Raw genomic sequence first — 24810 nt, forward strand, 5'->3', positions numbered from 1 at the left:
GGCGCGCCCTGTGGCCAGCGGAGGATCCTGGTGCGACGCTGGGCGGTATGAACATCCCTTTCCTTGACAACTGGCTGAACCGGCGTGAAACGGAACAGGGTGCGGGGCTTGCCGCCGCCCTCGTGGACGACCCCGAGGGTGTCGCCGAGTTGTTCTCGGAGTGCGAGATGCTGCGGGTCCACGCACGGGCGGCGGGGCTCGAACTCGACGGGAGCCCGGCCTCGTTGGAGGCCCTCGACCAGTTGATGCCCCGCTGGCGGCGGGACCCCGAGGTGGTGCCCTGGCTCGGCAACGACGCGGGCTTCTACCTCGGTACCGTGATCGTCCGGACCGTCCCGGGAGCCGCCTGGCAGGTGTGGCCCAACGGCCAGCCGGTGATCCGCCTGGCCTCGGGCCGGGAGCTGAACGTGATCGAGTCGGGGGTGTCCTGGGCGATGACCGGTTCCCCCGAGCTCAGCCAGGCGTACGCCGAGGCCTCCGAGGGCTGATGCGTTCCCGGCGCCCGCCGCGGCTGACGGCGGCGGGCGGCGTGTCGCGGCGAAGTGCCCTTCCATGCTGGATAGTTTGCGCTGACCGGCATCCGACACCGAGTGGGCAGGGCAGCGCATGGCCGTCGATCCGTTGATCGAGCTGCGGGACGTCAACAAGCACTTCGGACCGCTGCACGTGCTGCGGGACATCAGCCTGACCGTCGGCCGCGGGGAGGTGGTGGTGGTCATCGGGCCCTCCGGCTCCGGGAAGTCGACCCTGTGCCGGGCGATCAACCGGCTGGAGAGCGTCGAGTCGGGCACGATCCTGATCGACGGGGAGCCGCTGCCGGCCGAGGGGAAGGACCTGGCCCGGCTGCGCGCCGAGGTGGGGATGGTCTTCCAGTCCTTCAACCTCTTCGCGCACAAGACCGTCCTGGCCAACGTCTCGCTCGCGCAGGTCAAGGTCCGCGGGCGCACGCGGGGTGAGGCGGACCGGCGCTCCCGCGAGCTCCTGGACCGCGTCGGCCTCGCCGACCAGGCCGACAAGTTCCCCGCCCAGCTCTCCGGCGGCCAGCAGCAGCGCGTGGCCATCGCCCGCGCACTCGCCATGGACCCGAAGGCCCTGCTCTTCGACGAGCCGACCTCCGCACTGGACCCGGAGATGATCAACGAGGTGCTGGAGGTCATGCGGCAGCTCGCCCGGGACGGGATGACCATGGTCGTGGTCACCCACGAGATGGGCTTCGCCCGCTCCGCGGCCAACCGCGTGCTGTTCATGGCCGACGGCCGGATCGTCGAGGACCGCACCCCGGAGGAGTTCTTCACCGCCCCCGAGAGCGACCGGGCCAAGGACTTCCTCTCCAAGATCCTCAAGCACTGAGGGTCCGGAGCGGGGGTGCCCCGGCCCGGCCGCCGTGGGTCACTGCTCGCGCAGCGGCACCGAGACATAACCGGGGTCGCCCGGCGGCGAGGAGAAGGTCAGCTGCGCGCCGGTGGGGTTGTGCTCGGCGTAGAGCGGGTCGACGGTGTCCACGACGAGGGCGAGCCGGTGGCCCGCGGGGACGTCGTAGGCGGTCGAGAAGAGCTCCAGGTCCACGCCGAAGGCCCGGCCCGGGGACTTGCCGTGGAAGGTGTACGGGGCGTTGCTGACCAGCTTGCCGATGCCGAGCGGGCCGACGTCGTAGAGGTACGCGACGAAAGTGCCGTCACCCTTGGTGGGCGTGACGGTGGTGTGCAGGCGGACGGTGCCGCGGATCCGGCGGGCCTCCTCGTAGCGCTTCGACTGCCAGACCGCCGCGAAGGAGCGGGGGAGCAGCGGGATCGAGGCGACCGGGGGCGCCTTGAAGAACTGGTCGAAGACGCTGGAAAGGAGCACGATGCCGCCGTTGGCCCCGGAGTCGACGTTCGCGAAGAGGTGCTCGCTGTCGGAGAGCGCGAGCTTCTCGGTGCCGCCGGAGCCGACCGAGGCCCAGTCGGCGTAACCTTCGTAGCCGCTGTCGCTGCGGGACTTGATCTGCACCGGGGCCTCGGTGTCGATGCCGTTGTGCTCGCCCTTGAGGTAGCGGTCGAACCAGCGGTGGGTGTTGGTCCAGGTGTCGTTGGGCAGGCCGAGCAGGCCGGTGCCCTCGGCGGTGGCGTGGTCTCCCGGGCGGAACTCCAGCCGCTTGGGGCCGGTCAGGCGCTCGTAGAACTTCGCGTACTGGTTGGGCGGGAAGACCGTGTCGCCCCATGCGTTGCCGAGCATGATCGCGGCGCCGTTGGCGTTGATCCGGTCCACCTGCTCGGCGGCCGACCGCTTCCTGCCCCACTCGATCATCTGCTGCTCGCGGTCCAGCCGTGAGCCGAGGAAGTCGCCCAGAATGGACTGGAGTTCGGGGCCTGGGCGGCCCGTGAGGTAGCCGGCGGCACCGAGCAGCCCGGCGGCCTGGAGGTGCTGGGTGCGGCCCGAGTAGATGGATTCGATGAGGTCGGCCCAGCCGCTCATCGCGACCACGGCCTTGACGCGCGGGTCGTGCGCGGAGGCCAGCAGGCTGATGCCGGCGCCGTACGAGACCCCGCCCAGGCCGATGCGGTCCGCGTCTGCGGGGGTGTGCGCGAGGGCCCAGTCGATGACGGCGGAGACGTCGGCGATGTCCGGCGGCCCGGCCACCTCGATCTGCCCGCCGGAGAGCCAGAAGCCGCGGGAGGTGTAACTGACCACGACATAGCCGGAGTCGGCGAGCTTCTTGGCCTGGGCGATGTATTCGATCTGCGGCATGCCCCAGCTGGTGGGCAGCACGATCAGCGGATACTTCCGGCCGCTCTGGGCTCCGGCCGGGGTGAAGACGTTGCCCTTGAGGGTGATGCCGCCCGAGCCGGGGATGTCGTGAAAGCGCAGGTCCGCAGCGGCGGTCTGCGGGGCGGCGGTGGCGGCCGCGGTGGGCGCGGGAGCCGCCTGGGCCTGGTGGGGGGCCAGGCCCAGGGCGGTCGCCGCCAGGAGTGCCGCCACGGCTGCGGCGGTGGGGGTGCGTTCCATCGGTCGCTCCTCGCGTGCACCGGGAGTCGTGAAAGTGACCCGACGGTAACGGGAGCGGCTTACCGAAGGTAACCCGTCGGTAAGTTACGTGGTGGTAACAATTGAACGAGAGTCAGGAGGAGAGGTCCGCAGGTCAGCCGTTCTGCGGGGCGGCCGACAGGGCGCTCTTGGCCTTCCACTGGTCCCAGGAGAGGTTCCACTCGCCGTAGCCGTTGCCGATGTCCGCGTTGCCCTTGGAGCCCTCGCCGACCACCTCGAAGGCGTCACCGATCTGGGACTGGGCGAAGAACTCCTTGGCGTTGGCGTCGCTCATCCCCACACAGCCGGAACTGCTGTTGCTCCGGCCGAAGTTGGCCTCGTTCCACGGCGCTGCGTGCGCGTACATGCCGGACCAGGTGAGCCGCATCGAGTAATCGACCATCTTGTCGTAGGCGTTGTCCAGGCCCACCGTCTGGGAATCCATCCGGATGGTGCCCTCCTTCGACATGATCACCATCTTCCCGGACCAGGAGGCCTTCTTGCCGCCCGGGGTGCCGGCCGAGATCGGGATCGTCTTCTGCACCTGGCCGTTCTCCGTCACCGTCAGCTTCTTGGTGTCGAGGCTGACCTGGACCCGGCGGTCCTTGCCGATCTTGAACTCGGTGTTGTAGTCCCGGGCGAACATCCCGCCGCCCTTGCCCGAGTCCACGCCGTTCAGGTTCATCTCGACCTTCACGTCGGTGCCGGACTTCCAGTAGTCCTTGGGGCGCCAGTCGACACGGTCGTTGCCGGAGTGGTCCTTGATCCAGCCCCAGGAGCCCTCGGTGTTGTCCGACGTGGTCACCTTGAGCTGCTTCTCCACCTCGGCCTTGTTCGTCACCGGGTTGTCGAAGACGAGCGACACGGGCATCGCCACGCCCACCGTGCTGCCCTTGGGGATGTTGATCGAGACCTTGTTCACCTTGTCGGCGGCACTGGTCCTGAACTGCGTGGTCGCGCTCTGGCTGTCGGTGTTCTGCGCCTCGACCTTGTACTCCGCGCCGGCCGGGGCGTTGCGCTCCGAGGTCCAGGTCCTGCCGTCGTCGGCTATCTTCCCCGGCAGCTCCGCTCCCTTGGCGTCGGTCACCTTCACCGCGGCGAGCTTGCCCTCGGCGACCGTCACCGTCACCGGCTGGCCCGCCTTGACCTGATCGCCCGTGAGGTTCACCGAGACCGCCATGGGCGCCTTCGGCTTCGACTCGTCCTTGCCCTTGCCGTCGCTTCCGCCGTCACTCCCGCCCGAGCAGGCGGTCAGCGCGGCGGCCAGGAGTGCGGTGCCCGCAATGGCGGTGCGGCGTGTGCGGCTCAACGAAGGGCCCCTTCGAGTCGTGGCGGTGAGGAACGTTCGCAAAAGAGGATGAGAACGGGACGACTTTAGGTTGCACAAATCGCAGAAAAGATCGCCCATTTTCTTGTGACGTGGACCGCAGCGAAACGGTCATCATCCGGTCACATTCGTTGCGCACTTCGGTCACGGGTGGCTGTGAGAGTCCTGTGAACGACCCCTCAGGACGATCAGGAAGGCCGTCAGCCGTGTGCGCACTGCTCGTTACCCCCACCCGGCAGGACCAGGACCATGAGCTCCAAGTGCGCACGCTGTCCGTCCCCGAATACCAGTCCTTCCTCTCCAGGACCCCGGCGGCGAGCTTTCTCCAGCACCCGTCATGGGGCCGTGTTAAGGACCTTTGGCGCTCGGAAATGGTCGGATGGCACTGTCCGGGCAGCGAGATCGAAGGGGCCGCACTCGTTCTCCATCGGCAATTCCCCGGCACCCGAAAAAGCTTCGCCTACCTGCCCGAAGGGCCCGTCGCCGACTGGTCCGACCCGCGCATCGACCGCTGGCTGGACCCGCTCGTGCGCCACCTGCGCGCCGCCGGCGCCTTCGCCGTCCGGATCGGCCCCAGCCCCGCCTACCGCCGCTGGGACGCGGCCACGGCGAAAGCCGGCACCGGAACGGGCCGCCGGATATCCGACGTCCTGGCCACCGAGGTCGACCCCGTGGGCGCCGCCCTCGCCGACCGGCTGCGCACCCGCGGCTGGAAGCGCTGCGGCGGCGAGGACGACGGTGACGCCCAGCCCCGCCACGTCTTCCGGGTGCCGCTCGCCGGACGCAGCCTCGACGACCTGTGGTCGGGCCTGAACCAGGAGTGGCGGCGCAACGTGCGCAAGGCCGGCAAGGCCGGCGTGGAGACGGTCCTCGGCACCTCCGCCGACCTGCCCGAGTTCTACCGGCTGCTGCGGATCACCGAGGAGCGCGACGGTTTCCGGCTCGGCCGCTCCCTCGCGTACTACCAGCAGCAGTACCGCGTCCTGAACGAGGAGCAGCCCGGCCGGATGCGGCTCTACCTGGCGGTCCACCGCGGCGAGATCCTCGCCGCCCACACCATGATCAGCACCGGCAGCAGGGTCTGGTACCAGACCGGCGCCTCCGCCGACCACCGGCGCGAAGTACGGCCCAGCAACGCCCTGCAGTGGCGCATGATGCGCGACGCACACGCCCTCGGAGCCGAGGAGTACGACATGCGCGGGGTACCCTCCACCCTCGACCCCGACGAACGTTCCTTCGGGCTGCTGCGCTGGAAGCTCGGCACCGGCGGACAGGTCGTCGAAACGCTCGGCGAATGGGAGATCCCGATGGACGGAGTCGCCAACGCGGCGCTCTACAAGGCCTTCCAGGCCTACCTGACCCGCCGGTGACGGCCACCGACACCAGAGAGGCCGGTCTCCCCGCCGACAGCGCGGCACCCGAGAAGACCTCGGTGCTGCGCAGCGGCGCGCTCATGGCGGCCGGTTCGATCGTCTCCCGTGCCACCGGCTTCATCCGCTCCGCCGTCGTCGTCGCCGCCCTGGGCACGGGACTGCTCGGCGACGGCTACGCCGTCGCCAACACCGTCCCGAACATCATCTACATCCTGCTCGTCGGCGGGGCGCTCAACGCCGTCTTCGTGCCCGAACTCGTCCGGGCCGCCAAGGAACACGCAGACGGCGGCGCCGCCTACACCGACCGGCTGCTCACCGCCTGCACCGCCGTGCTCGTCGCCCTCACCGCCGCCGCCGTCCTCGCCGCCCCGCTCATCGTCTCGGCGTACACCGGCTACACCGGCCCCCAGGAGAGCACCACCGTGGCCCTGGCCCGGTACTGCCTGCCCCAGATCCTCTTCTACGGGCTGTTCACCCTCCTCGGCCAAGTGCTCAACTCCCGCGGCCGGTTCGGCGCCATGATGTGGACCCCCGTCCTCAACAACGTCGTCGTCATCGCCGTCTTCGGGCTGTTCCTGTACGTCTCCCAGGGCGCCGCCGGCGGCCTGACCGCGGCCGAGACCCGGCTCCTGGGCCTCGGCACGACCACCGGCATCGCCGTCCAGGCCCTCGCCCTGGTCCCCTCGCTCCGCGCCGCCCGCTTCCGCTGGCGCCCCCGCTTCGACTGGCGCGGCAGCGGCCTCGGCCGCCCCCTGCGCAACGCGGGGTGGCTCGTCCTGCTCGTCCTCACCAACCAGATCGCCTACTGGGTCGTCACCCGGCTCTCCACCGCCACCGGACAGCGGGCGGTCGAGGCCGGACTCGCGGGCGGCGCCGGCTACACCGCCTACAGCAACGCCTACCAGCTGTGGATCGTCCCGCAGGGCATCATCACCGTCTCCCTCGTCACCGCCCTGATGCCCCGGATGAGCTCCGCCGCCGCCGACGGCGCCCTCGGCACCGTCCGCCGCGACATCTCCTACGCCCTGCGCTCCAGCGCCGCCCTCGTCGTCCCCGCCGCCGCCCTCATGGCCGCCCTCGCCCCCTGGGTGATGGGCGGCGTCTTCGGCCACGGGCGCACCGGCGCCGCCGACATCGAGGTCATGGCGGGCATGCTCACGGCCTTCGCCCCGGGCCTGGTCGCCTTCTCCGCGCAGTACGTGCTCTCCCGCGGCTTCTACGCCCTGTCCGACACCCGTACCCCCTTCTTCCTGAACCTCGTCATCGTCTTCCTCAACGCCGGACTGTCGGCCGCCGCCTATTTCCTGCTGTCCCCGCGCTGGGCGGTCACCGGCATGGCCGCCGCCTCCTCCGTCGCCTTCCTCGCGGGCGCCGCCGCCACCGGGTACGCACTCTCCCGCAGGCTCGGCCCGCGCACGGGCAGCCGCAGTGAACGGCGCGCCACCGCCGTACGCACCCACCTGCGGCTGCTCGCGGCATGCGCGCCCGCGGCCGCGGCGGCGTACGCGGCGGCCCGCGCCGCCGAGCGCTTCGGCGACTTCGCCGCGGTCGGAGCGGGAACCGCGGCCCTCGCCCTGGTCGTCGTCCTCCTTGCCCGGCCGCTGCGCCTGGCCGAGATCACCGACCTGCCGGCCTCCCTGCGGCGCAGGACCGGCCGGTAGCCGCAGGGGAGCCGAAGAACGCCTTGGGATACTGACCGGATGCCACGCGTACTGCTGATCGAGGACGACCCTTCCATCCGCGAAGGGGTGGGCCTCGGCCTGCGCCGCCGCGGCCACGACGTACAGGCCGCCGAGACCGGGGAGGAAGGACTCGCCCTGATGGCGACCTTCCACCCCGAACTCGTGCTGCTCGACCTGATGCTGCCCGGCATCAACGGCGTGCAGGTCTGCCACCGGATCCGCCAGACCAGCGAAGTGCCGATCATCATGCTCACCGCACGCGGCGACGACTTCGACATCGTCATCGGCCTGGAGGCGGGCGCCGACGACTACATCGTCAAACCCGCCCGCACCGAGGTCATCGAAGCCCGCATCAAGGCCGTGCTGCGCCGGCTCAGCGACCCGGTGGGATCCCGCCCCGGAATCGAGACGCACGGCGAACTCGCCATCGACCGCGCCGGACTGACCGTCGCAAAGAACGGCGAACGCGTCGCCCTGGCCCCCAGCGAGATCAAACTCCTGCTGCACCTGTCGGCCTCGCCCGAACAGGTCTTCTCCCGCCAGCAGCTCCTCGAGTACGTCTGGGACCACAGCTACCACGCCGACGCCCGGCTCGTGGACGCCTGCGTCCGCCGTCTGCGCCACAAGATAGAGGACCCCGCCGCCAGCCCCCGTTACATACAGACCGTGCGCGGCTTCGGCTACCGCTTCGGCCCCCTGTAGGCCGCGGTGCGACGCATAGCACCCCTGGGGCTGCGCACCCGGCTGATAGCCGCCTTCCTCCTGGTCGCCGCGATCAGCGCGGGAACCACCGCGGCCCTGACCTACCAGCAGGCCCGCAACGCCATCCTCAAACAGACCCAGGACACCGCCGTGAGCACCCTGCGCGACCAGGTCGAGCAGCAGGAGCTCCGACTGCCCCTGGAGCAGCAGGAACTCCAGCGCATCGTCATCGAACTGGGCAAGCGCGGCAAACCCCACCCGTGGATCGTCTTCGGCGAGTACGGCGGCCTACGCGTCTCCACCAACCCGGGCACGCCCACGTCCACCGTGATCACCGACAGCCTGCGCGACCGCGTCCGCAACAACCAGTACGCCGCCTTCCAGCGCGTCGAGGACCAGCGCGGCAACCCCTGGCTCACGATCGGCGTCCCCGCCGTCTTCGAGCACAACGGGTACACCGAGTCCACCGGGGTCGTCTTCTACGCCAGCGTCCCGCTCTCCACCGAGAAGCAGACCGTCGAAGCCATGGTCGAGGCCGCTCAGCAGGGCGCCGTCCCGGGCCTGGCCATTGCCGTCGTCCCTGCCCTGCTGGCCGCCCGCAGCGTGCTGCGGCCGGTCCGTGACATGCGTCGCGCCGCCCAGAAGCTCGGACGCGGCCGCCTCGACACCCGCATCGAGGTCCGGGGCGCCGACGAACTCGCCGGACTCGCCCGCACCTTCAACGAGACCGCCCGCGCCCTGGAGCAGTCCGTGCGCGAACTCCAGGACGCCGAGGTCCGGGCCCGCCGCTTCGCCTCCGACGTCTCCCACGAACTGCGCACCCCGCTCGCCGGGATGCTCGCCGTCACCGAGGTCCTCGACGAGGACGCGGCCCGCCTCGACGCCGACACCGCCAAGGCCCTGCGCCTGGTCAGCGCCGAGACCGGCAAACTCGCCGTCCTCGTCGAGGACCTCATGGAGATCTCCCGCTTCGACGCCCGGGCCGCCGAGCTCAACCTCGACGACGTGGACATAGCCGAAGCCGTGCGCAAGACCCTCGAACGCCGCCACTGGGACGACGACCGCGTCGTCACCGCACTGCCCCACGGGGTACGCGCCCGCCTCGACCCGCGCCGCTTCGACGTGGTCCTCGCCAACCTCGTCGGCAACGCCCTGCGGCACGGCGGCGCCCCCGTGCACGTCACCGTGCGCACCGCACCCGGCAAGGACGGCGAACGGCTCCTCGTCGACGTCGCCGACAGCGGCCCCGGCATCGCCCCCGACGTGCTGCCCCACATCTTCGACCGCTTCTTCAAGGCCGACGCGGCCAGAACCCGCTCCGCCGGCAGCGGCCTCGGACTCGCCATCACCCTGGAGAACGTCCGCCTGCACGGCGGCACCCTCCGGGCGGGCAACCGACCCGCCGGCGGCGCCCTCTTCACCCTCGACATGCCGCTGGAGGCCCACGTATGACAGGGCGGAAGACGGGACGCCGCGCCATGGCGGCCACCGCCGCACTGGCGGGCTGTGCCCTGCTGCTCGCCGGCTGCGGGATCAAACGCACCGGGGTGATCGAGAGCGGGCACGCCGCCAGCGTGAAGGTGCCCGGCAGCAAGAACGCCGCCACCCTCTACTTCGTCTCCAAGGACGGCGACCGGGTCGTCCCGGTCCCCTTCTCGATCGGCACCGACTACATGCTCGCGCCCGTGCCGCTCCTGCGGATCCTGCTGGACGGCCCCACCGGTCCGGCATCGGCGGCCGGACTCACCACGGCCCTGCCCCAGGTACCCGCGTCCGACGCCGGCGCGGAGAGGATGGCGGTGAGCAGGTACTCGCAGGAGGAGGGGATCACGGTCAGCGTGCCCTTCCCCGTGGCCGGCCTGTCCGACCTGGCCCGCAAGCAGCTGGTGTGCACCTTCGGCATCTCCGTCGTGCCGGACACCGTCACCCCGGTCGCGATCCAGGGCACCGACACCGCCCTCCCCGCCGCCGACTGCGACCCGCGGCGCTGACGGCGGCGGGCGTCCGCCCGCGGTGCGCCCTTGCGGGCGGGGCCGCCCACCCGCCACGGTGGCCCCATGGACCACGCCGCGGACGTCCCCGACGTCTTCGACCCCCGCATCTACGCCGCAGGCGTCCCCCACGAGCGCTACCGGCTGCTGCGCGACCGGCATCCCGTCGCCTGGCAGCCGGAGACCGAGATCGCGGGCTGGCCGGCCGGCCCCGGGTTCTGGGCCGTCACCCGGCACGCCGACGTCGTCCGGGTCCTGCGCGACCACCGGACGTACTCCTCCTGGCTGGGCGCCACCCAGATCCGCGATCCCGACCCGGCCGACCTGCCCTTCCTGCGCCGCACCATGCTCAACCAGGATCCCCCCGAACACGGCAGGCTGCGCCGCCTCGTCGCCCGCGCCTTCACCCCCGCCCGCGTCGACGCCTTCGCCGGGCGGGTGCGCGAGCGGGCCCGCACGCTGCTGGCCGCCGCCCGGGACGCCGCCGAGGACGGCGCCGCAGACATCGTCCGCACCGTCACCGACGAGTACGCGCTGCTCAACCTCACCGACCTGCTCGGCGTCCCGCCCGCCGACCGGGCGCTGCTGCTGGAATGGACCGTACGGGTCATCGGCTACCAGGACCCCGAGGACGCCCCCGCACCGCTCCTCGGCCCCGACGGCAAGCCGCTCAACCCGCGCTCGCCGGCCCTGCTCGGCGAGATGTTCGCCTACGCCCGCGCACTCGCCGCCCACAAACGCCGGCACCCCGGCGACGACGTGATGACCGCCCTCGCCACGGCCGGGCTCGATCCCGCCGAACTGGAGATGTTCTTCTTCCTGCTCACCGTCGCGGGCAACGACACCGTGCGCAGTGCCGCCCCCGGCGGCCTCCTCGCCCTCGCCCACGCCCCCGACGAACACCGCCGGCTCGCGCAGGGCAGGGCCCCTGCGGAAAGCGCTGTCGAGGAACTCCTGCGCGTCCACCCGCCGGTCCTCAGCTTCCGCCGCACCGCCGCCGTCGACCACGAACTGGCCGGGCAGCCGGTCCGGGCCGGCGACAAGGTCGTCGTCTTCCACGCCTCCGCCAACCACGACGAGCGTGTCTTCACCGACCCCGGCCGCCTGGACCTCGGCCGCACACCCAACCCGCACGTGTCCTTCGGGGACGGCCCGCACGTCTGCCTGGGCGCGCACTTCGCCCGCCTCCAGCTGCGCACCCTCTACCAGGAGTGGTGCGCGGCCATGCCCCCACCCGAACTCACCGGTCAGCCGAAGCGCCTGGTGTCGAACTTCATCAACGGGATCACACGGCTGCCGCTGCGGGTGTCCGGGCCGGCCGCGTGACGTCCGCGACCAGCTCCGTCACGTCCGGCCCGTAGGCGTCGGAGTTGACGACCTTCAGCACCAGGCAGAACGAGTCCGCCCCGTACTTGCGCGCCAGCTGCGTGTGATGCCGGTTCAGGTACCGGGCGGCGGCCTGGTTGCTGACCGCGGTCTGCCCGGACAGCAGGAACACCGGCCGGCCGCCCTCGCCGCCCGCCAGCCGGGCCAGCAGCACGTACTCCTCCAGCCCCTTGCGCCACCGGTAGGTCTCGCCGTCCACCTGGATCGCGCCCCGGTCCTCGTGCTGCTCCGTCTCGGTGTTGACGGTGATGCCCGGCAGCATCGACGCCAGGTGCGCCGTCGTCCGGGCGTTGGAGGAGGGCCCGCCGACGCAGAACTCGGCCCGGTCGCCGAAGCCCTGACGGGCCGTGTCGTGCGTGACGATCTGCACGTTCGCCCCGCAGTCCTTGATCAGAGCGGAGATCTCCAGCAGGGCGAAGGCATCGTTGCGGTGCAGGGAGGAATCCTTTCCCCCCATCTGCCGGTTGACCACGAACAGGCAGTCGGCGCCGGTCGGCAGACCGAAGAACGCCTGCTTGCGGCGGAGCGCGCGCCGCCAGAGGTAGGTCCGGGAGAACCAGCCGAACCCGCCGCTGAGGGCGGTGGCTATCACCCCGAGCACGATGTTGCGCACGTCGTCGTTCATGCGCGGGATGCTAGGCCATCCGGCGCGTGAGAACACCGCCCGGTCCGCCCTCCGGCGACGCGCCCGGGACCGGCGCCCTGACGGGGCGGCGGGCCCGGCGCTAGGCTCGGCCCACGCTGCCACTGGAGGTCCGGATGCACCGTCCCGCCGTCGCCCGCACGTTACCGATGCTGACCGTCGTCGCCGCACTCGTGGCGACCGGAGCCGCCCCGCCCTCCGCCGCCGCGACCCCGGCCCCGCCGCCGAAGGTACCCGTCGCCGCCGGCTACGGCGGAGCCGTCGCCAGCGTCGACGCCGACGCGTCGGCCGCCGGGATCGCCGTGCTGCGCTCCGGCGGCAACGCCGTCGACGCGGCCGTCGCCACCGCCGCCGCGCTCGGCGTCACCGAGCCCTACTCGGCCGGTATCGGAGGCGGCGGCTACTTCGTCTACTACGACGCCCGCGCACAACGGGTGCACACCATCGACGGCCGGGAGACCGCCCCGGCCACGGCCACCGCCACCCTGTTCCAGGAGAACGGCCGGCCCATCCCCTTCGCCGAGGGCCAGACCAGCGGCCTCGGCGTCGGCGTCCCCGGCACCCCCGCCACCTGGAAGAGCGCCCTCGACGCCTGGGGCAGCCGCCCGCTGCGCCGACTCCTGCAGCCCGCCGAGAAACTGGCCCGCGACGGCTTCACCGTCGACGCCACCTTCCGGGCCCAGACCGAGCTCAACGAGGCCCGGTTCAGGGACTTCCCGGACACCTCGAAGCTCTTCCTGCCCGGCGGCTCCCTGCCGGTCGTCGGCTCCACCTTCAAGAATCCCGACCTCGCCGACACCTACGCCGAACTCGCCCGCAAGGGAACCGGCGCCCTCTACCGGGGCCCCATCGCCGACGACATCGTCCGCACCGTCCGCCGGCCCCCGGTGGACCCCGCGGCCCCCCGCAAGGTCCGGCCCGGCGACCTGACCGCCCGGGACCTGAGCGCGTACGGCACCAAGCGGCAGGACCCCACCCGGGTGAACTACCGGGGCCTGGACGTCTACAGCATGGCGCCCTCGTCCTCCGGCGGCACCACCGTCGGCGAGGCGCTGAACATCCTGGAACGGACCGACCTCTCGAAGCTGTCCGAGGCCCAGTACCTGCACCGCTTCATCGAGGCCTCCCGGATCTCCTTCGCCGACCGCGGCCGCTGGGTCGGCGACCCGGCCGCCGAGGACGTCCCGACGCGCCAACTGCTCTCGCAGCGCTTCGCCGACTCCCGCGCCTGTCTGATCGAGCCGGACCGGGCCCTGACCAGCCCGCTGGCCCCCGGAGACCCGCGCCACCCGGAGCCCTGCGCCACCACCGGACAGGCCGCCCCGACCACGTACGAGGGAGAGAACACCACCCACCTGACGGTCGCCGACCGCTGGGGCAACGTCGTCTCCTACACCCTGACCATCGAGTCCACCGGCGGCAGCGCGATCACCGTCCCCGGCCGCGGCTTCCTGCTCAACAATGAGCTCACCGACTTCTCCTTCGCCCCGGCGGCGCCCGGGGTCCCCGACCCGAACCTGCCCGGCCCCGGAAAGCGGCCGCGCTCGTCCATGTCGCCGACGATCGTGCTGGACGACGGCCGGCCGGTGCTGGCGGTCGGCTCGCCCGGCGGAGCCACCATCATCACCACCGTCCTGCAGACCCTGACCGGCCACCTGGACCGGGGTCTGCCACTGGTCGACGCGATCGCCGCACCGCGGGCCAGCCAGCGCAACCAGACCACCACCGAGCTGGAACCGAGCCTGTGGAACAGCCCGCTGCGGGCCGAGCTGGAGGCCCTGGGCCACGGCTTCCGGCAGAACCCGGAGATCGGCGCCGCCACCGGGGTCCAGCGGCTGCCCGACGGCCGATGGCTGGCGGCGGCCGAGACCTCCCGGCGCGGCGGCGGCTCGGCCATGGTCGTACGCCCGCACGGCGCGCCGTAGGACCGGCCGGGGGAGGTCAGGGCGCGGTGAGGATCCGCGGGCCGCGTGCGGTGATCGCGACCGTGTGCTCCGAGTGGGCGGCGCGGGTGCCGTCGACGGTACGCAGGGTCCAGCCGTCGCCGTCGCACCGGTAGTCGTCCGTACCACCCGCGATCAGCATCGGCTCGATGGCGAGGACCATGCCGGGGCGCAGCCTCATCCCGCGCCCCGGCGGGCCCTCGTTGGGCACGCCCGGGTCCTCGTGCATGCTGCGCCCGATGCCGTGGCCGCCGAAGCCGTCGGGGACGCCGTATCCGGCGGAGCGGCAGACCGTGCCGACGGCGTGGGCGATGTCCCCGATCCTGTTGCCGGGCGCGGCGGCGGCGATGCCGGCCGCGAGGGCCGCCTCGGACGTCTCGATCAGCCGCCGGTCCTCGGGCCGGGCGCGGCCGACGGTGAAGCTGACCGCCGCGTCCCCGGCCCAGCCGCCGAGCTCCGCCCCGCAGTCGATGCTGACGAGGTCGCCGTCGCGCAACCGGTAGTCGTCGGGGATGCCGTGCACGATCGCGTCGTTCACGGAGGCGCACACCACCGCCGGGAAGGGCACCGGCGCGAAGCTCGGCCGGTAGCCGAGGAAGGGCGAGGTCGCCCCGGCCCCGCGGAGCACCTCGCGGGCCACCCGGTCCAGGTCCGACAGGGCCACTCCCACGTGCGAGGCCTTCCGTACGGCGGCCAGGGCGTGGGCGACGACCCGGCCCGCGGCGCGCATCTTCTCGATCTCGGGTGCTGTCTTCAGTTTCACCATGCCAATAACTATACCGGTATAACTATAACGGGATAACTATTGGCCGTCCGGGTACGATGGACGCATGGTCCGTACCCCCCTCACCCCCGAAGAGCGTGAGCGCGGCGAGCGTCTGGGCGCCCTGCTGCGCGAGGCCCGCGGCGCCCGCAGCATGGTCGAGGTCGCGGCCGGGGCCGGGCTCTCGGCCGAGACCCTGCGAAAGATCGAGACCGGCCGGGCGCCCACCCCCGCCTTCTTCACGGTTGCCGCACTGGCCGAAGCGCTCGGGCTCTCGCTCGACGAGGTGCTCAGGCGCTGCGCCGCCGTACCCGCCTGAGGCCCGGGCCGCAGTGGCGGCCGTGAGGCCCGCCCGCGGCGCCGTTCGGGCGGGAGCCGAGGCCGAACGGCCCAATCCGCGGTGGGACTTGCCGCACGCGGGGCAGGCGTGAAGGCGTGTCAGCCACGAACGCAGCCAAACGACTCGGATTCGCAGCCGTCGGCGCCCTCCTCGCCGGAGGGCTGCTCCTGGCGGCCTGCACACTGCCGGGCGACCGGCCGGGTCCCGTGCGGGGAGCGGACGGGCGGGACCGTACGGGAGCCGTGGAGCCGGGCGGGCCGCACGGCCGCTGAGGGGTGACGTCCCGCTCTCACCCGATGGGGTGAAGCACCCATCCGCCGGGCGGACCACGCCGAAGCCAAGGTGTGAGCACCCTGCGCACCACCCTCGCCCGACCCGCGGCCACCGCTCTTCGCCGCCGCCCTGAGCGGGCCGGCCCTTCACTCCCGCCGCCGGTGGCCTGCCGGCCCTCCGCTCCCGCCGGCCCGCCCCGGCGCGGCCCGCCCGGGTGCGGCCGGGACCGCCCGGTCCCGTCGGGCTGCGCCCCGGTGCGGCCGGGACCGACCGGCCCATCCCGCCGGACCGCGACCTCTGCCGCCTCGACACGGCGCCGGCCGTCCCCCGGGGCGGACGCCGCCGGATGGCGGCTGCACCTCCCGCATGCGCCCCGAACGAGGCCGCACGGCGACCTCGCGGCCCCGACCGCCTTCGACAGCGGGCACAGCGGCTTCGCCGGCGTCCCCCCATCCGATCACCGAAGTCCAAGGAGCAACCGATCATGAACCACACCCGCACCGCCACGCGCAGGGCCACCCGCATCCGCCGTACCGCGATCGCCGTGGCAGCGGCCGCCGTCCTGCCGTTCTCGCTCGCGGCCTGCTCCGACTCCGGTGGCGACGCCGGGGCCGCCCCCGCCGCCGGTTCGGCCCAGGACCGGGCGGCCGGCGCCCCGGCGGCCGCCGACGGCGCCGTGACGGCCGACGGGCCCTTCGGCCCGGCCTGTGCCGGCGTGCCCAAGCAGGGAGCGGGCTCCTTCGAGGGCATGGCCAAGGATCCGGTCGCCACCGCGGCCTCCAACAATCCGGCCCTGTCCACCCTGGTCGCCGCGGTCAAGAAGGCCGGCCTGGCCGACACCCTCAACAACGCCAAGGACATCACCGTCTTCGCACCGACCGACGACGCCTTCGCGAAGATCCCGAAGGCCGACCTCGACAAGGTCCTCGCCGACAAGGCCGCGCTGACCAAGATCCTCACCTACCACGTGGTCGGCCAGAAGCTCACCCCGAGGCAGCTGGAGAGCGGCACCTTCGAGACGCTGCAGAAGGGTGAGCTGACCACGGACGGCCTGGGGGAGGAGTACAAGGTCAACGGCACCTCCAACGTGGTCTGCGGCGAGGTGGAGACCGCCAACGCCACGGTCTACATCATCGACACCGTCCTGATGCCGAAGTAGCGGGCGGCGGGCCGGGCTGCCGGCCGGCCGCGTTAGGGTCCGGGTATGGGTCTCCAGGAGCTCGGCAGCGCGCGGTACGTCAGCCTCACCACCTTCCGCAAGGACGGCACGCCCGTGGCGACGCCGGTGTGGGCGGTCGCCGACGGGGGTGAGCTGTACGTGTGGACGCGCAGCGACTCGTGGAAGGTCAAGCGCATCCGCAACGACGGCCGGGTCACGGTCGCCCCGTGCGACGTGCGCGGCCGCCTGGAGGAAGGCGCGGCCGTGGTCGAGGGGCAGGCCCGGCTGCTCGACGAGGAGGGCCTGCGCCGGGTGCGCAGGCTCATGTCACGCAAGTACACCTGGCAGTTCTGGGCGGTGGACGTGCCCGCCGCCCTGGTGCGGCGGGGGAAGCGGCCGCACACCGCGATCGCCGTCAAGCTTTGAGACTCCCGTAGCCCGCCCGTAACACGGGTGGGGTCCAATGCGGTCATGGAGACCGCGACTTCACTGGCGATCAGTCAACTCTCCGGATATCTGCGGGGATTGACACAGAGGCTGGATGCCGGGGCAGGCTGGTACGGGGAGTTCCTGCGCCGGGATCCGGAGGGCATGCGGGCCTGTCTTGACGGGGCGGCGATACCCCCGTGGGATGTGATGGAGTCGCTGCTGGGGGACCTGGCGGGGGCGGGGGGCGCGGAGCTCGCGGCGCGGGAGACCGTGTACGCGGCGCGGCTGCGCGCGGCGGCCGTCACCGTGTGGGACCGGCTGCCGGGGGGCGAGGAAGAACTACGGACCCTGCTCGCGGCGGCCGCCGCCCAGCGGGCCGGTTCGGAGGCCGCCCTGCGGGGCCTGACCGCCCGCCTCGGCGGGAGCGCCGACCGGTCCGAGGCCGATGTCCTGACCCGCGAACTGTCCTGGGCCCAGGACGACATGGCCCGCGCCGCGGCCCGCCACGAAGACCTGGCGGCCCGCCTGGCCGGCCTGGAGGCGGAGGCCACCCCCTCGCCGACCGGCCCCCACCGGGGATCCCCCCACCCGCCCCGGCCCGGGACCCGAACGGACCCTCTGCCCGCGACGCCGGCGGCGGGCGCAGATGCCGCACATCCGCCCCGGGCCGTTTCACCCGCCCGGACCGGCGCCCCGGCGGGCGCTCGGCCGCAGGCCCCGGAGGGGGTGGGCGCGGGCTCCGGTGTTCCGGGTGCGGGGACCGCGGCGCACGCGGGGGACCGGCGTGCGGCAGCGGGCGGGGACGTTTCGCCAGGGCAGACCGCTGCCCCGGTGGGCGCTCGGCCGCAGGCCCCGGACGGGACGGGCGCCGGCTCCGGGGCTCCGACCGCGGCGGGAGGGAGCGACGAGCGCTCGGCGCAGGCGGCGGTGCTGCCGCCCGTCGGGCGGGCCGAGGGGCGGTGGCTGCGCGGGGCGCGGCGGGCCGGGGGCGCCCGGTACGCCGGGGCGGCGGCTCCCCAGGCCCCGGTCTTCACCCCGCCGCCGGGCCACCCGGACGCCGAGACCACGGGAGGGCCGGGGAGCGCGCCAAGCCCTTCCGTCCCGCGCGGCGCCCGGTTCGGCAGGCCGAAGCCCGAGCCCGAGCCGCGGCCCGAGCGGGCGACCGTACAGCAGGCCGCGCCCGCCCCCGCGCAGCCGACCGGCAGGCCGCGGGCCGTCGCCTCCGAGCTGCTCGCCCTGCGCGCGCAGGGCCGTACCGGCGAGGCGCACGCCCTTCTGTGCCAGGCCGCGGCCTGGCCCGCCGGGCAGCTGCCCGAGCTGGCCGCCGAACTGGCCCGCGCGGGCCTCGCGGCCGACTGGACCACCCTGCTGTGGGAGGCGGCCTCGCTGCCGCCCGAACGACTCGCGGCGGCGGCCGCCGCCCTCGGCGACGCCGGCCGGGAGGCCGACCGCGACACCCTGCTGCGCCAGGGCGTGGCCCGCCCCTGTGCCGAGGTCGCGGACGCGGCCCTCGCCCTCGGCGCGGCCGGCCGCAACCGCGAGGCCGACGCCCTGCTCGGCGCCTTCGTGCGGGTCCGCACCGCCGAAGAGGCCGCCGCCCTGGCCCGGCACGACCCGCGATGGCTCGCCCCGCGCCTGCTCCGGGCGGCCGGTCTGCTCCCCGGCGCCCGCCGGCGCGACCTCCTCCACGCCCTCCGCGTGGCCGGCATCGTCGCAACCTGAGGGGCTGTCCCGTCGTCCCCGGGCGCGCGACGCCGGACGCGGCGCTCGCCGCGTCGTCGGAACGCCCGGACACGCGCGGCACGAGGGACGCTCCTCCGCCCTGCGACGCCCCGCATCCGGCGCCGCGTGCCGATCCACCGGGGAGGACGAACCGCCCGCGGCGGGAGCTCGTCCGCAAGGCGGCCCGAGTGCCGTGCCGCCTTGCGGACACCCCCCGGTTCTTGCCGTCAAAGTCCCGCCCGCTGACCGCAAACGACCGCGGCGCGACGTAACGTGATCGACTACTCCAACCGTGCACGGCGGTCTTGCCCCACGCTGTGACGAGGCCTACGTTCTACTCCCTACGCACTCCGTCTACGTGCGTAGAACCGGCGTTCCCGTCGCAAGGAGCAGCTCATGGCCCAAGTCGTCCGCGCCGCGCTGGTCCAGGCCACCTGGACCGGAGACACCGAGTCGATGATCGCCAAGCACGAGGAGTACGCCCGGCGGGCCGCCGCCGAGGGCGCGAAGATCATCGGCTTCCAGGAAGTGTTCAACGCCCCCTACTTCTGCCAGGTCCAGGAGCCCGAGCACTACCGCTGGGCCGAGGCCGTCCCCGACGGCCCGACCGTCCGCCGCATGCAGGGCCTCGCCCGCGAGACCGGCATGGTCGTCGTCGTCCCGGTCTTCGAGCTGGAGAGCGCGGGCTTCTACTACAACACCGCCGCCGTCATCGACGCCGACGGCACCTACCTCGGCAAGTACCGCAAGCACCACATCCCGCAGGTCAAGGGCTTCTGGGAGAAGTACTACTTCCGCCCGGGCAACCTCGGCTGGCCCGTCTTCGACACCGCCGTCGGCAGGGTCGGCGTCTACATCTGCTACGACCGCCACTTCCCCGAGGGCTGGCGCCAGCTCGGCCTGGCCGGCGCCCAGCTGGTCTACAACCCCTCCGCCACCCACCGCGGCCTCTCCGCCTACCTCTGGCAGCTGGAACAGCCCGCCGCGGCCGTCGCCAACGAGTACTTCGTCGCGGCGATCAACCGCGTCGGCCAGGAGGAGTACGGCGACAACGACTTCTACGGCACGAGCTACTTCGTCGACCCGCGCGGCCGGTTCGTCGGCGACGTCGCCAGCGACAAGGAGGAGGAACTCCTCGTCCGCGACCTCGACTTCGACCTGATCAAGGAGGTCCGCGACCAGTGGGCCTTCTACCGCGACCGCCGCCCCGACGCCTACGGAGGGCTCGTACAGCCGTGACCAACCCCACCCCGCTCCACAACCGCCACCGCACCGTCCTGCCCGACTGGCTCGCGCTCTACTACAAGAACCCCATCGAGCTCACCCACGGCGAGGGGCGCCACGTCTGGGACGCCGACGGCAACCGCTACCTCGACTTCTTCGGCGGCATCCTCACCACGATGACCGCCCACGCCCTGCCCGAGGTCACCAAGGCCGTCGCCGAACAGGCCGGACGGATCATCCACTCCTCCACCCTGTACCTCAACCGGCCGATGATCGAGCTGGCCGAGCGGGTCGCGGCCCTGTCCGGCATCCCCGACGCCCGCGTCTTCTTCACCACCTCCGGCACCGAGGCCAACGACACCGCCCTGCTGCTCGCGACGACGTACCGCCGCTCGAACCAGATCCTGGCGATGCGCAACAGCTACCACGGCCGGTCCTTCTCCACCGTCTCCGTCACCGGCAACCGCGGCTGGTCGCCGACCAGCCTCTCGCCCCTGCAGACCTACTACGTCCACGGCGCCGTCCGCACCCGCGGCCCCTTCGCCCACCTCGACGACACCGCCTTCACCGCCGCGGCCGTCGCCGACCTCGAGGACGTACTCGGGCAGGCCCGCGGGGGAGTGGCCGCCCTCATCGCCGAACCGGTCCAGGGCGTCGGCGGCTTCACCTCCCCGCCCGACGGCCTGTACGGCGCCTTCCGCGAGGTGCTCGACCGCCACGGCATCCTGTGGATCAGCGACGAGGTGCAGACCGGCTGGGGCCGTACCGGAGACCACTTCTGGGGCTGGCAGGCCCACGGCCGGAACGGCCCGCCGGACATCCTCACCTTCGCCAAGGGCATCGGCAACGGCATGTCCATCGGCGGGGTCGTCGCCCGCCCCGAGGTGATGAACTGCCTGGACTCCAACTCCATCTCCACCTTCGGCGGCTCGCCCGTCACGATGGCGGCCGGCGTCGCCAACCTCGGCTACCTGCTGGAACACGACCTCCAGGGCAACGCCCGCCGCGTCGGCGGCCTGCTCCTGGAACGGCTGCGCGGCATCGCCGCCACCGTTCCCGCCGTACGGGAGGTCCGCGGCCGGGGACTGATGGCCGGCATCGAACTGACCAGGCCCGGCACCGACGAGGCCGATCCCGACGCAGCCGCCGCCGTCCTGGAGGCCGCCCGCGAAGGCGGCCTCCTGCTCGGCAAGGGCGGCGGCCACAACACCAGCGTGCTGCGCATCGCGCCGCCGCTGTCCCTCACCGTCGCCGAGGCGGAAGAGGGTGCCGAGATCCTCGAACAGGCACTCCACCAAGTGAACCGTGTCGAGTAGGGGGAACCTCCCATGAGCAACCGCACTCTCATCAGCGGCGGCCTGGTCGTCACCGCCGCCGACGAACTCCACGCGGACGTGCTGATCGAGGACGGCCGTGTCGCGGCGCTGGCCGCGCACGGCTCCGCGGCCGCCGGGGCCTGGACCGCCGAACGCACGATCGACGCCACCGGGAAGTACGTCATCCCGGGCGGCGTCGACGCGCACACCCACATGGAGCTCCCCTTCGGCGGGACCTCCGCCTCGGACACCTTCGAGACCGGCACCAGAGCCGCCGCCTGGGGCGGCACCACGACCATCGTCGACTTCGCCGTGCAGAGCGTGGGCCACTCCCTGCGCGAAGGGCTCGACACCTGGTACGCCAAGGCCGACGGCAACTGCGCCGTCGACTACGCCTTCCACATGATCCTCTCGGACGTCAACGAGGGCACCCTGAAGGAGATGGACCTCCTGGTGGGGGAGGGCGTCACCTCCTTCAAGCTGTTCATGGCCTACCCCGGCGTCTTCTACAGCGACGACGGGCAGATCCTGCGCGCGATGCAGCGCGGCGCCTCCAACGGCGGACTGATCATGATGCACGCCGAGAACGGCATCGCCATCGACGTCCTCGTCGAACAGGCCCTGGCCCGCGGCGAGACCGATCCCCGCCACCACGGCGAGGTCCGCAAGGTGCTCCTGGAGGCGGAGGCGACCCATCGCGCCATCCAGCTCGCCCGGGTCGCCGGATCCCCGCTGTACGTGGTGCACGTCTCGGCGGAGGAGGCGGTGGCGGAGCTCGCGGCCGCCCGTGACAAGGGGCTCCCGGTGTTCGGGGAGACCTGCCCGCAGTACCTGTTCCTGTCCACCGACAACCTGGCGAAGCCGGACTTCCAGGGCGCCAAGTACGTCTGTTCCACGCCGCTGCGACCCCGCGAGCACCAGGCGGCGCTGTGGCGGGGGCTGCGCACGAACGACCTCCAGGTGGTCTCCACCGACCACTGCCCCTTCTGCTTCCGGGGCCAGAAGGAGCTCGGCCGGGGAGACTTCTCGAAGATCCCGAACGGCCTGCCCGGCGTGGAGAACCGCATGGACCTGCTGCACCAGGCCGTGGTGGACGGCCACATCAGCCGCCGCCGGTGGATCGAGATCGCCTGCGCCACGCCCGCCCGGATGTTCGGCCTCTACCCGAAGAAGGGGACCATCGCACCCGGGGCCGACGCCGACATCGTCCTCTACGATCCGCACGCCGAGCAGGTCATCTCCGCCGAGACACACCACATGAACGTGGACTACTCGGCGTACGAGGGCAAGCGGATCACCGGACGCGTCGACACCGTGCTCTCGCGCGGCGAACTCGTCATCGACCGGCGGGAGTACACCGGCCGGGCCGGCCACGGGGCCTTCGTCCACCGCTCCACCTGCCAGTACCTGTAAAGAGCGTCAAGGAGCCGCCCGATGGACTTCGGCCTCGTCCTGCAGACCGACCCGCCCGCCTCCCAGGTCATCAGCCTCATGAAGCGCGCCGAGCGCAACGGCTTCCGCTACGGCTGGACCTTCGACTCCGCCGTGCTGTGGCAGGAGCCGTTCGTCATCTACAGCCAGATCCTGGCCAACACGCAGAAACTGCACGTCGGCCCGATGGTGACCAATCCGGGCACCCGCACCTGGGAGGTCACCGCCTCCACCTTCGCCACCCTCAACGACATGTACGGCAACCGCACCGTCTGCGGGATCGGCCGCGGCGACTCGGCGATGCGCGTCGCCGGCCGGGCGCCCAACACCCTGGCCCGGCTCGGCGAGGCCATCGACGTCATCCGCGACCTCGCCGAGGGCCGCGAGGCGTCCGTCGACGGAAATCCGATCCGCATCCCCTGGATCAAGGACGGCAGACTCCCCGTCTGGATGGCCGCGTACGGCCCGAAGGCACTGGCCCTGGCCGGGCAGAAGGCCGACGGGTTCATCCTCCAGCTCGCCGACCCCTACCTCACCGAGTGGATGATCAAGGCGGTACGGCAGGCCGCCGCGGAGGCGGGCCGGGACCCGTCCGCGATCACGATCTGCGTGGCGGCACCCGCGTACGTGGGCGAGGACCTGGCCCACGCCCGGGACCAGTGCCGCTGGTTCGGCGGCATGGTCGGCAACCACGTGGCCGACCTCGTCTCCCGCTACGGCGAGCACTCCGGCATGGTCCCGGAGGAGCTGACCGAATACGTCAAGGCCCGCCACGGCTACGACTACAGCCACCACGGCCGCGCCGGCAACCCGTCCACCGACTTCGTCCCCGACGACATCGTGGAGCGCTTCTGCCTGCTGGGCCCGGCCGAGGCGCACATCGAGAAGCTGCAGGCCCTGCGCGACCTGGGCGTCGACCAGTTCGCGGTCTACGACATGCACGACGCGAAGGAGTCCACGATCGACGCCTACGGCACGCGGATCATCCCCGCCGTGAACGCCTGACCCGCCCGCCGGCCCGGCCGCACGGCCCGGGCCGGCTCCTTGGGGGACGCGGAGCATCGTGACGGCGACCTGGCGAACGCCCGACCCGGCAGCCCACCGGACTCCGGGGCGGACCACCGCCGCGCACCCCCCTTCCGACGCTCCGCCACGCGCCGAGGGAGATCGAGCGCCCGGCGTCCACCTCCGTGTCCGGTACCGGCGGTGGGGTTTGCCGGCCGGGCGTGCTTTGCTGGAGGCATGATCGATGAGTTCCTGGCCCAGGGCCTGCCCGATGTGGAAGAAGCCGTCCGCAAGGCGGCGGCGATCGAGATCATGCCGAGATTCAGGCAGCTCGCCGAGCACGAGGTCCTCGAGAAGAGCGGCCCCCACGACCTGGTGACCGTCGCCGACCGCAAGGCCGAGGAACACCTCACGGCCTCACTGACGCGACTGCTGCCCGGCTCGGTCGTGGTCGGCGAGGAAGCCGTCCACGCCGACCCCACCGTGTACGAGGCGCTGCGCGCCGACGCCCCGGTGTGGATCGTCGACCCCGTCGACGGAACCCGCCAGTTCGTGAACGGGGACCCGGCCTTCTGCACCCTGGTCGCACTGGCACAGCGCGGAGAGGTCCTCGCCTCCTGGACCTTCGCCCCGGCACTGGAAGAGCTCGCGACCGCTGTACGAGGTCAGGGCGCGTACGTCAACGGCCACCGGATCCGCAGCGGTTCACCCGATCCGGGCGCCGACCTGCGCGTCGCCATCGCCCACCCGCTCTACACCAGCGACGAGAACAAGCGCACCCTGGCGCGGCTGGACGTCCCCGGCGTCGCCGCCAGGCCCTGCGGCTCGGCCGGCCTGGAGTACCTGAAGGTGGCCCGCGGGGAGATGGACGCCCTCGCCTTCACCTGGCCCTCGGCCTGGGACCACGCGGCCGGGCTGCTGCTGGTCGCCGAGGCCGGCGGCGCGCAGAGCACCGTCGACGGGGTCCCCTTCCGGGTGGACCGCGACAACGCCCTGCCGTTCGCCGTCGGCCGGGACGAGGCCACCACCGTACGCATCCGGGAACTGCTCCGGGGCCGATAAGGGGTCCGGTACCGCGTGCACGTCGCCATATCCTGG

At 72.6% G+C, this 24810-nt stretch carries 23 protein-coding genes; 19 read left to right on the top strand and 4 right to left on the bottom strand.

Annotated features, from left to right (window positions below):
- Positions 1-47: 47 nt before the first annotated feature.
- Together ACZ6JS_RS18295 and ACZ6JS_RS18300 are read left to right on the top strand one after the other, a co-directional pair.
- The gene (locus ACZ6JS_RS18295) at positions 48-488 is read left to right on the top strand and encodes a DUF6278 family protein (RefSeq protein ID WP_469299065.1); all 441 of its coding nucleotides are present in this window, start codon (positions 48-50) and stop codon (positions 486-488) included.
- A gap of 118 nt (positions 489-606) precedes the next feature.
- The gene (locus ACZ6JS_RS18300; protein ID WP_469299067.1) at positions 607-1350 is read left to right on the top strand and encodes an amino acid ABC transporter ATP-binding protein; all 744 of its coding nucleotides are present in this window, start codon (positions 607-609) and stop codon (positions 1348-1350) included.
- A gap of 39 nt (positions 1351-1389) precedes the next feature.
- On the opposite strand, the gene ACZ6JS_RS18305 is transcribed toward ACZ6JS_RS18300, so the two are convergent.
- On the bottom strand, positions 1390-2985 hold the full coding sequence (locus ACZ6JS_RS18305; protein WP_469299069.1) for a CocE/NonD family hydrolase: 1596 nt from the start codon (positions 2983-2985) through the stop codon (positions 1390-1392).
- 133 nt (positions 2986-3118) lie between these two features.
- Entirely contained in the window at positions 3119-4312 is a 1194-nt protein-coding gene (locus ACZ6JS_RS18310) for a L,D-transpeptidase (protein WP_469299070.1), read from the bottom strand.
- Between the two features lie 278 nt (positions 4313-4590).
- Between ACZ6JS_RS18310 and ACZ6JS_RS18315 the strand changes: the two genes are divergently transcribed.
- From ACZ6JS_RS18315 to ACZ6JS_RS18340, 6 genes are all read left to right on the top strand, one after another.
- Positions 4591-5700 carry a lipid II:glycine glycyltransferase FemX gene (locus ACZ6JS_RS18315; protein WP_469299072.1) on the top strand — a complete coding sequence of 370 codons (1110 nt, stop codon included), beginning with the start codon at positions 4591-4593 and terminating at the stop codon, positions 5698-5700.
- Complete coding sequence (murJ, locus tag ACZ6JS_RS18320) at positions 5697-7364, top strand: murein biosynthesis integral membrane protein MurJ (protein WP_469299074.1); 1668 nt, start codon at positions 5697-5699, stop codon at positions 7362-7364. The genes ACZ6JS_RS18315 and murJ overlap by 4 nt, the downstream gene beginning before the upstream one ends.
- A gap of 39 nt (positions 7365-7403) precedes the next feature.
- Positions 7404-8087, top strand: coding sequence for a response regulator (locus ACZ6JS_RS18325; RefSeq protein ID WP_469299075.1), 684 nt, complete (start codon positions 7404-7406; stop codon positions 8085-8087).
- 6 nt (positions 8088-8093) lie between these two features.
- Entirely contained in the window at positions 8094-9539 is a 1446-nt protein-coding gene (locus ACZ6JS_RS18330) for an ATP-binding protein (RefSeq protein ID WP_469299077.1), read from the top strand.
- Positions 9536-10078, top strand: a complete 543-nt coding sequence (locus ACZ6JS_RS18335; protein ID WP_469299079.1) for a hypothetical protein — start codon at positions 9536-9538, stop codon at positions 10076-10078. Before ACZ6JS_RS18330 ends, ACZ6JS_RS18335 begins: the two co-directional genes overlap by 4 nt.
- A gap of 66 nt (positions 10079-10144) precedes the next feature.
- On the top strand, positions 10145-11404 hold the full coding sequence (locus ACZ6JS_RS18340; RefSeq protein WP_469299081.1) for a cytochrome P450: 1260 nt from the start codon (positions 10145-10147) through the stop codon (positions 11402-11404).
- Here the strand turns inward: ACZ6JS_RS18340 and ACZ6JS_RS18345 are convergent.
- On the bottom strand, positions 11364-12089 hold the full coding sequence (locus tag ACZ6JS_RS18345; RefSeq protein WP_469299083.1) for a hypothetical protein: 726 nt from the start codon (positions 12087-12089) through the stop codon (positions 11364-11366). The two genes, ACZ6JS_RS18340 and ACZ6JS_RS18345, sit on opposite strands and share 41 nt — an antisense overlap.
- Positions 12090-12256: 167 nt before the next feature.
- Here ACZ6JS_RS18345 and ggt point away from each other — a divergent pair, with 167 nt between their 5' ends.
- Positions 12257-14032 (top strand): gamma-glutamyltransferase, encoded by a 1776-nt coding sequence (ggt, locus tag ACZ6JS_RS18350; protein ID WP_469299402.1) that lies wholly within the window; start codon positions 12257-12259, stop codon positions 14030-14032.
- Positions 14033-14048: 16 nt separating this feature from the next.
- On the opposite strand, the gene map is transcribed toward ggt, so the two are convergent.
- Positions 14049-14816, bottom strand: a complete 768-nt coding sequence (gene map / locus ACZ6JS_RS18355; protein ID WP_469299085.1) for a type I methionyl aminopeptidase — start codon at positions 14814-14816, stop codon at positions 14049-14051.
- A gap of 64 nt (positions 14817-14880) precedes the next feature.
- Here map and ACZ6JS_RS18360 point away from each other — a divergent pair, with 64 nt between their 5' ends.
- The 10 genes from ACZ6JS_RS18360 to ACZ6JS_RS18405 all read left to right on the top strand — a co-directional run bounded on the left by ACZ6JS_RS18360 (position 14881) and on the right by ACZ6JS_RS18405 (position 24774).
- On the top strand, positions 14881-15132 hold the full coding sequence (locus tag ACZ6JS_RS18360) for a helix-turn-helix domain-containing protein (RefSeq protein WP_469299086.1): 252 nt from the start codon (positions 14881-14883) through the stop codon (positions 15130-15132).
- Positions 15133-15248: 116 nt separating this feature from the next.
- Entirely contained in the window at positions 15249-15425 is a 177-nt protein-coding gene (locus ACZ6JS_RS18365) for a hypothetical protein (protein ID WP_469299088.1), read from the top strand.
- Positions 15426-15910: 485 nt separating this feature from the next.
- Entirely contained in the window at positions 15911-16585 is a 675-nt protein-coding gene (locus ACZ6JS_RS18370) for a fasciclin domain-containing protein (protein ID WP_469299089.1), read from the top strand.
- 45 nt (positions 16586-16630) lie between these two features.
- Positions 16631-17011 (top strand): PPOX class F420-dependent oxidoreductase, encoded by a 381-nt coding sequence (locus tag ACZ6JS_RS18375; RefSeq protein WP_469299091.1) that lies wholly within the window; start codon positions 16631-16633, stop codon positions 17009-17011.
- A 99-nt stretch (positions 17012-17110) separates the two neighbouring features.
- Positions 17111-18736 (top strand): hypothetical protein, encoded by a 1626-nt coding sequence (locus ACZ6JS_RS18380; RefSeq protein ID WP_469299093.1) that lies wholly within the window; start codon positions 17111-17113, stop codon positions 18734-18736.
- Positions 18737-19132: 396 nt separating this feature from the next.
- Positions 19133-19975 (top strand): nitrilase-related carbon-nitrogen hydrolase, encoded by an 843-nt coding sequence (locus tag ACZ6JS_RS18385; protein WP_469299095.1) that lies wholly within the window; start codon positions 19133-19135, stop codon positions 19973-19975.
- Positions 19972-21276 (top strand): aspartate aminotransferase family protein, encoded by a 1305-nt coding sequence (locus ACZ6JS_RS18390; protein ID WP_469299097.1) that lies wholly within the window; start codon positions 19972-19974, stop codon positions 21274-21276. The genes ACZ6JS_RS18385 and ACZ6JS_RS18390 overlap by 4 nt, the downstream gene beginning before the upstream one ends.
- 12 nt (positions 21277-21288) lie before the next feature.
- Complete coding sequence (gene hydA, locus ACZ6JS_RS18395; protein WP_469299099.1) at positions 21289-22689, top strand: dihydropyrimidinase; 1401 nt, start codon at positions 21289-21291, stop codon at positions 22687-22689.
- A gap of 21 nt (positions 22690-22710) precedes the next feature.
- Complete coding sequence (locus ACZ6JS_RS18400) at positions 22711-23712, top strand: TIGR03842 family LLM class F420-dependent oxidoreductase (protein ID WP_469299100.1); 1002 nt, start codon at positions 22711-22713, stop codon at positions 23710-23712.
- Positions 23713-23949: 237 nt separating this feature from the next.
- Positions 23950-24774 (top strand): inositol monophosphatase family protein, encoded by an 825-nt coding sequence (locus ACZ6JS_RS18405; RefSeq protein ID WP_469299102.1) that lies wholly within the window; start codon positions 23950-23952, stop codon positions 24772-24774.
- The last annotated feature ends 36 nt before the right edge of the window (positions 24775-24810 follow it).

The sequence above is a fragment of the Streptomyces sp. NPDC046349 genome, assembly GCF_055587885.1.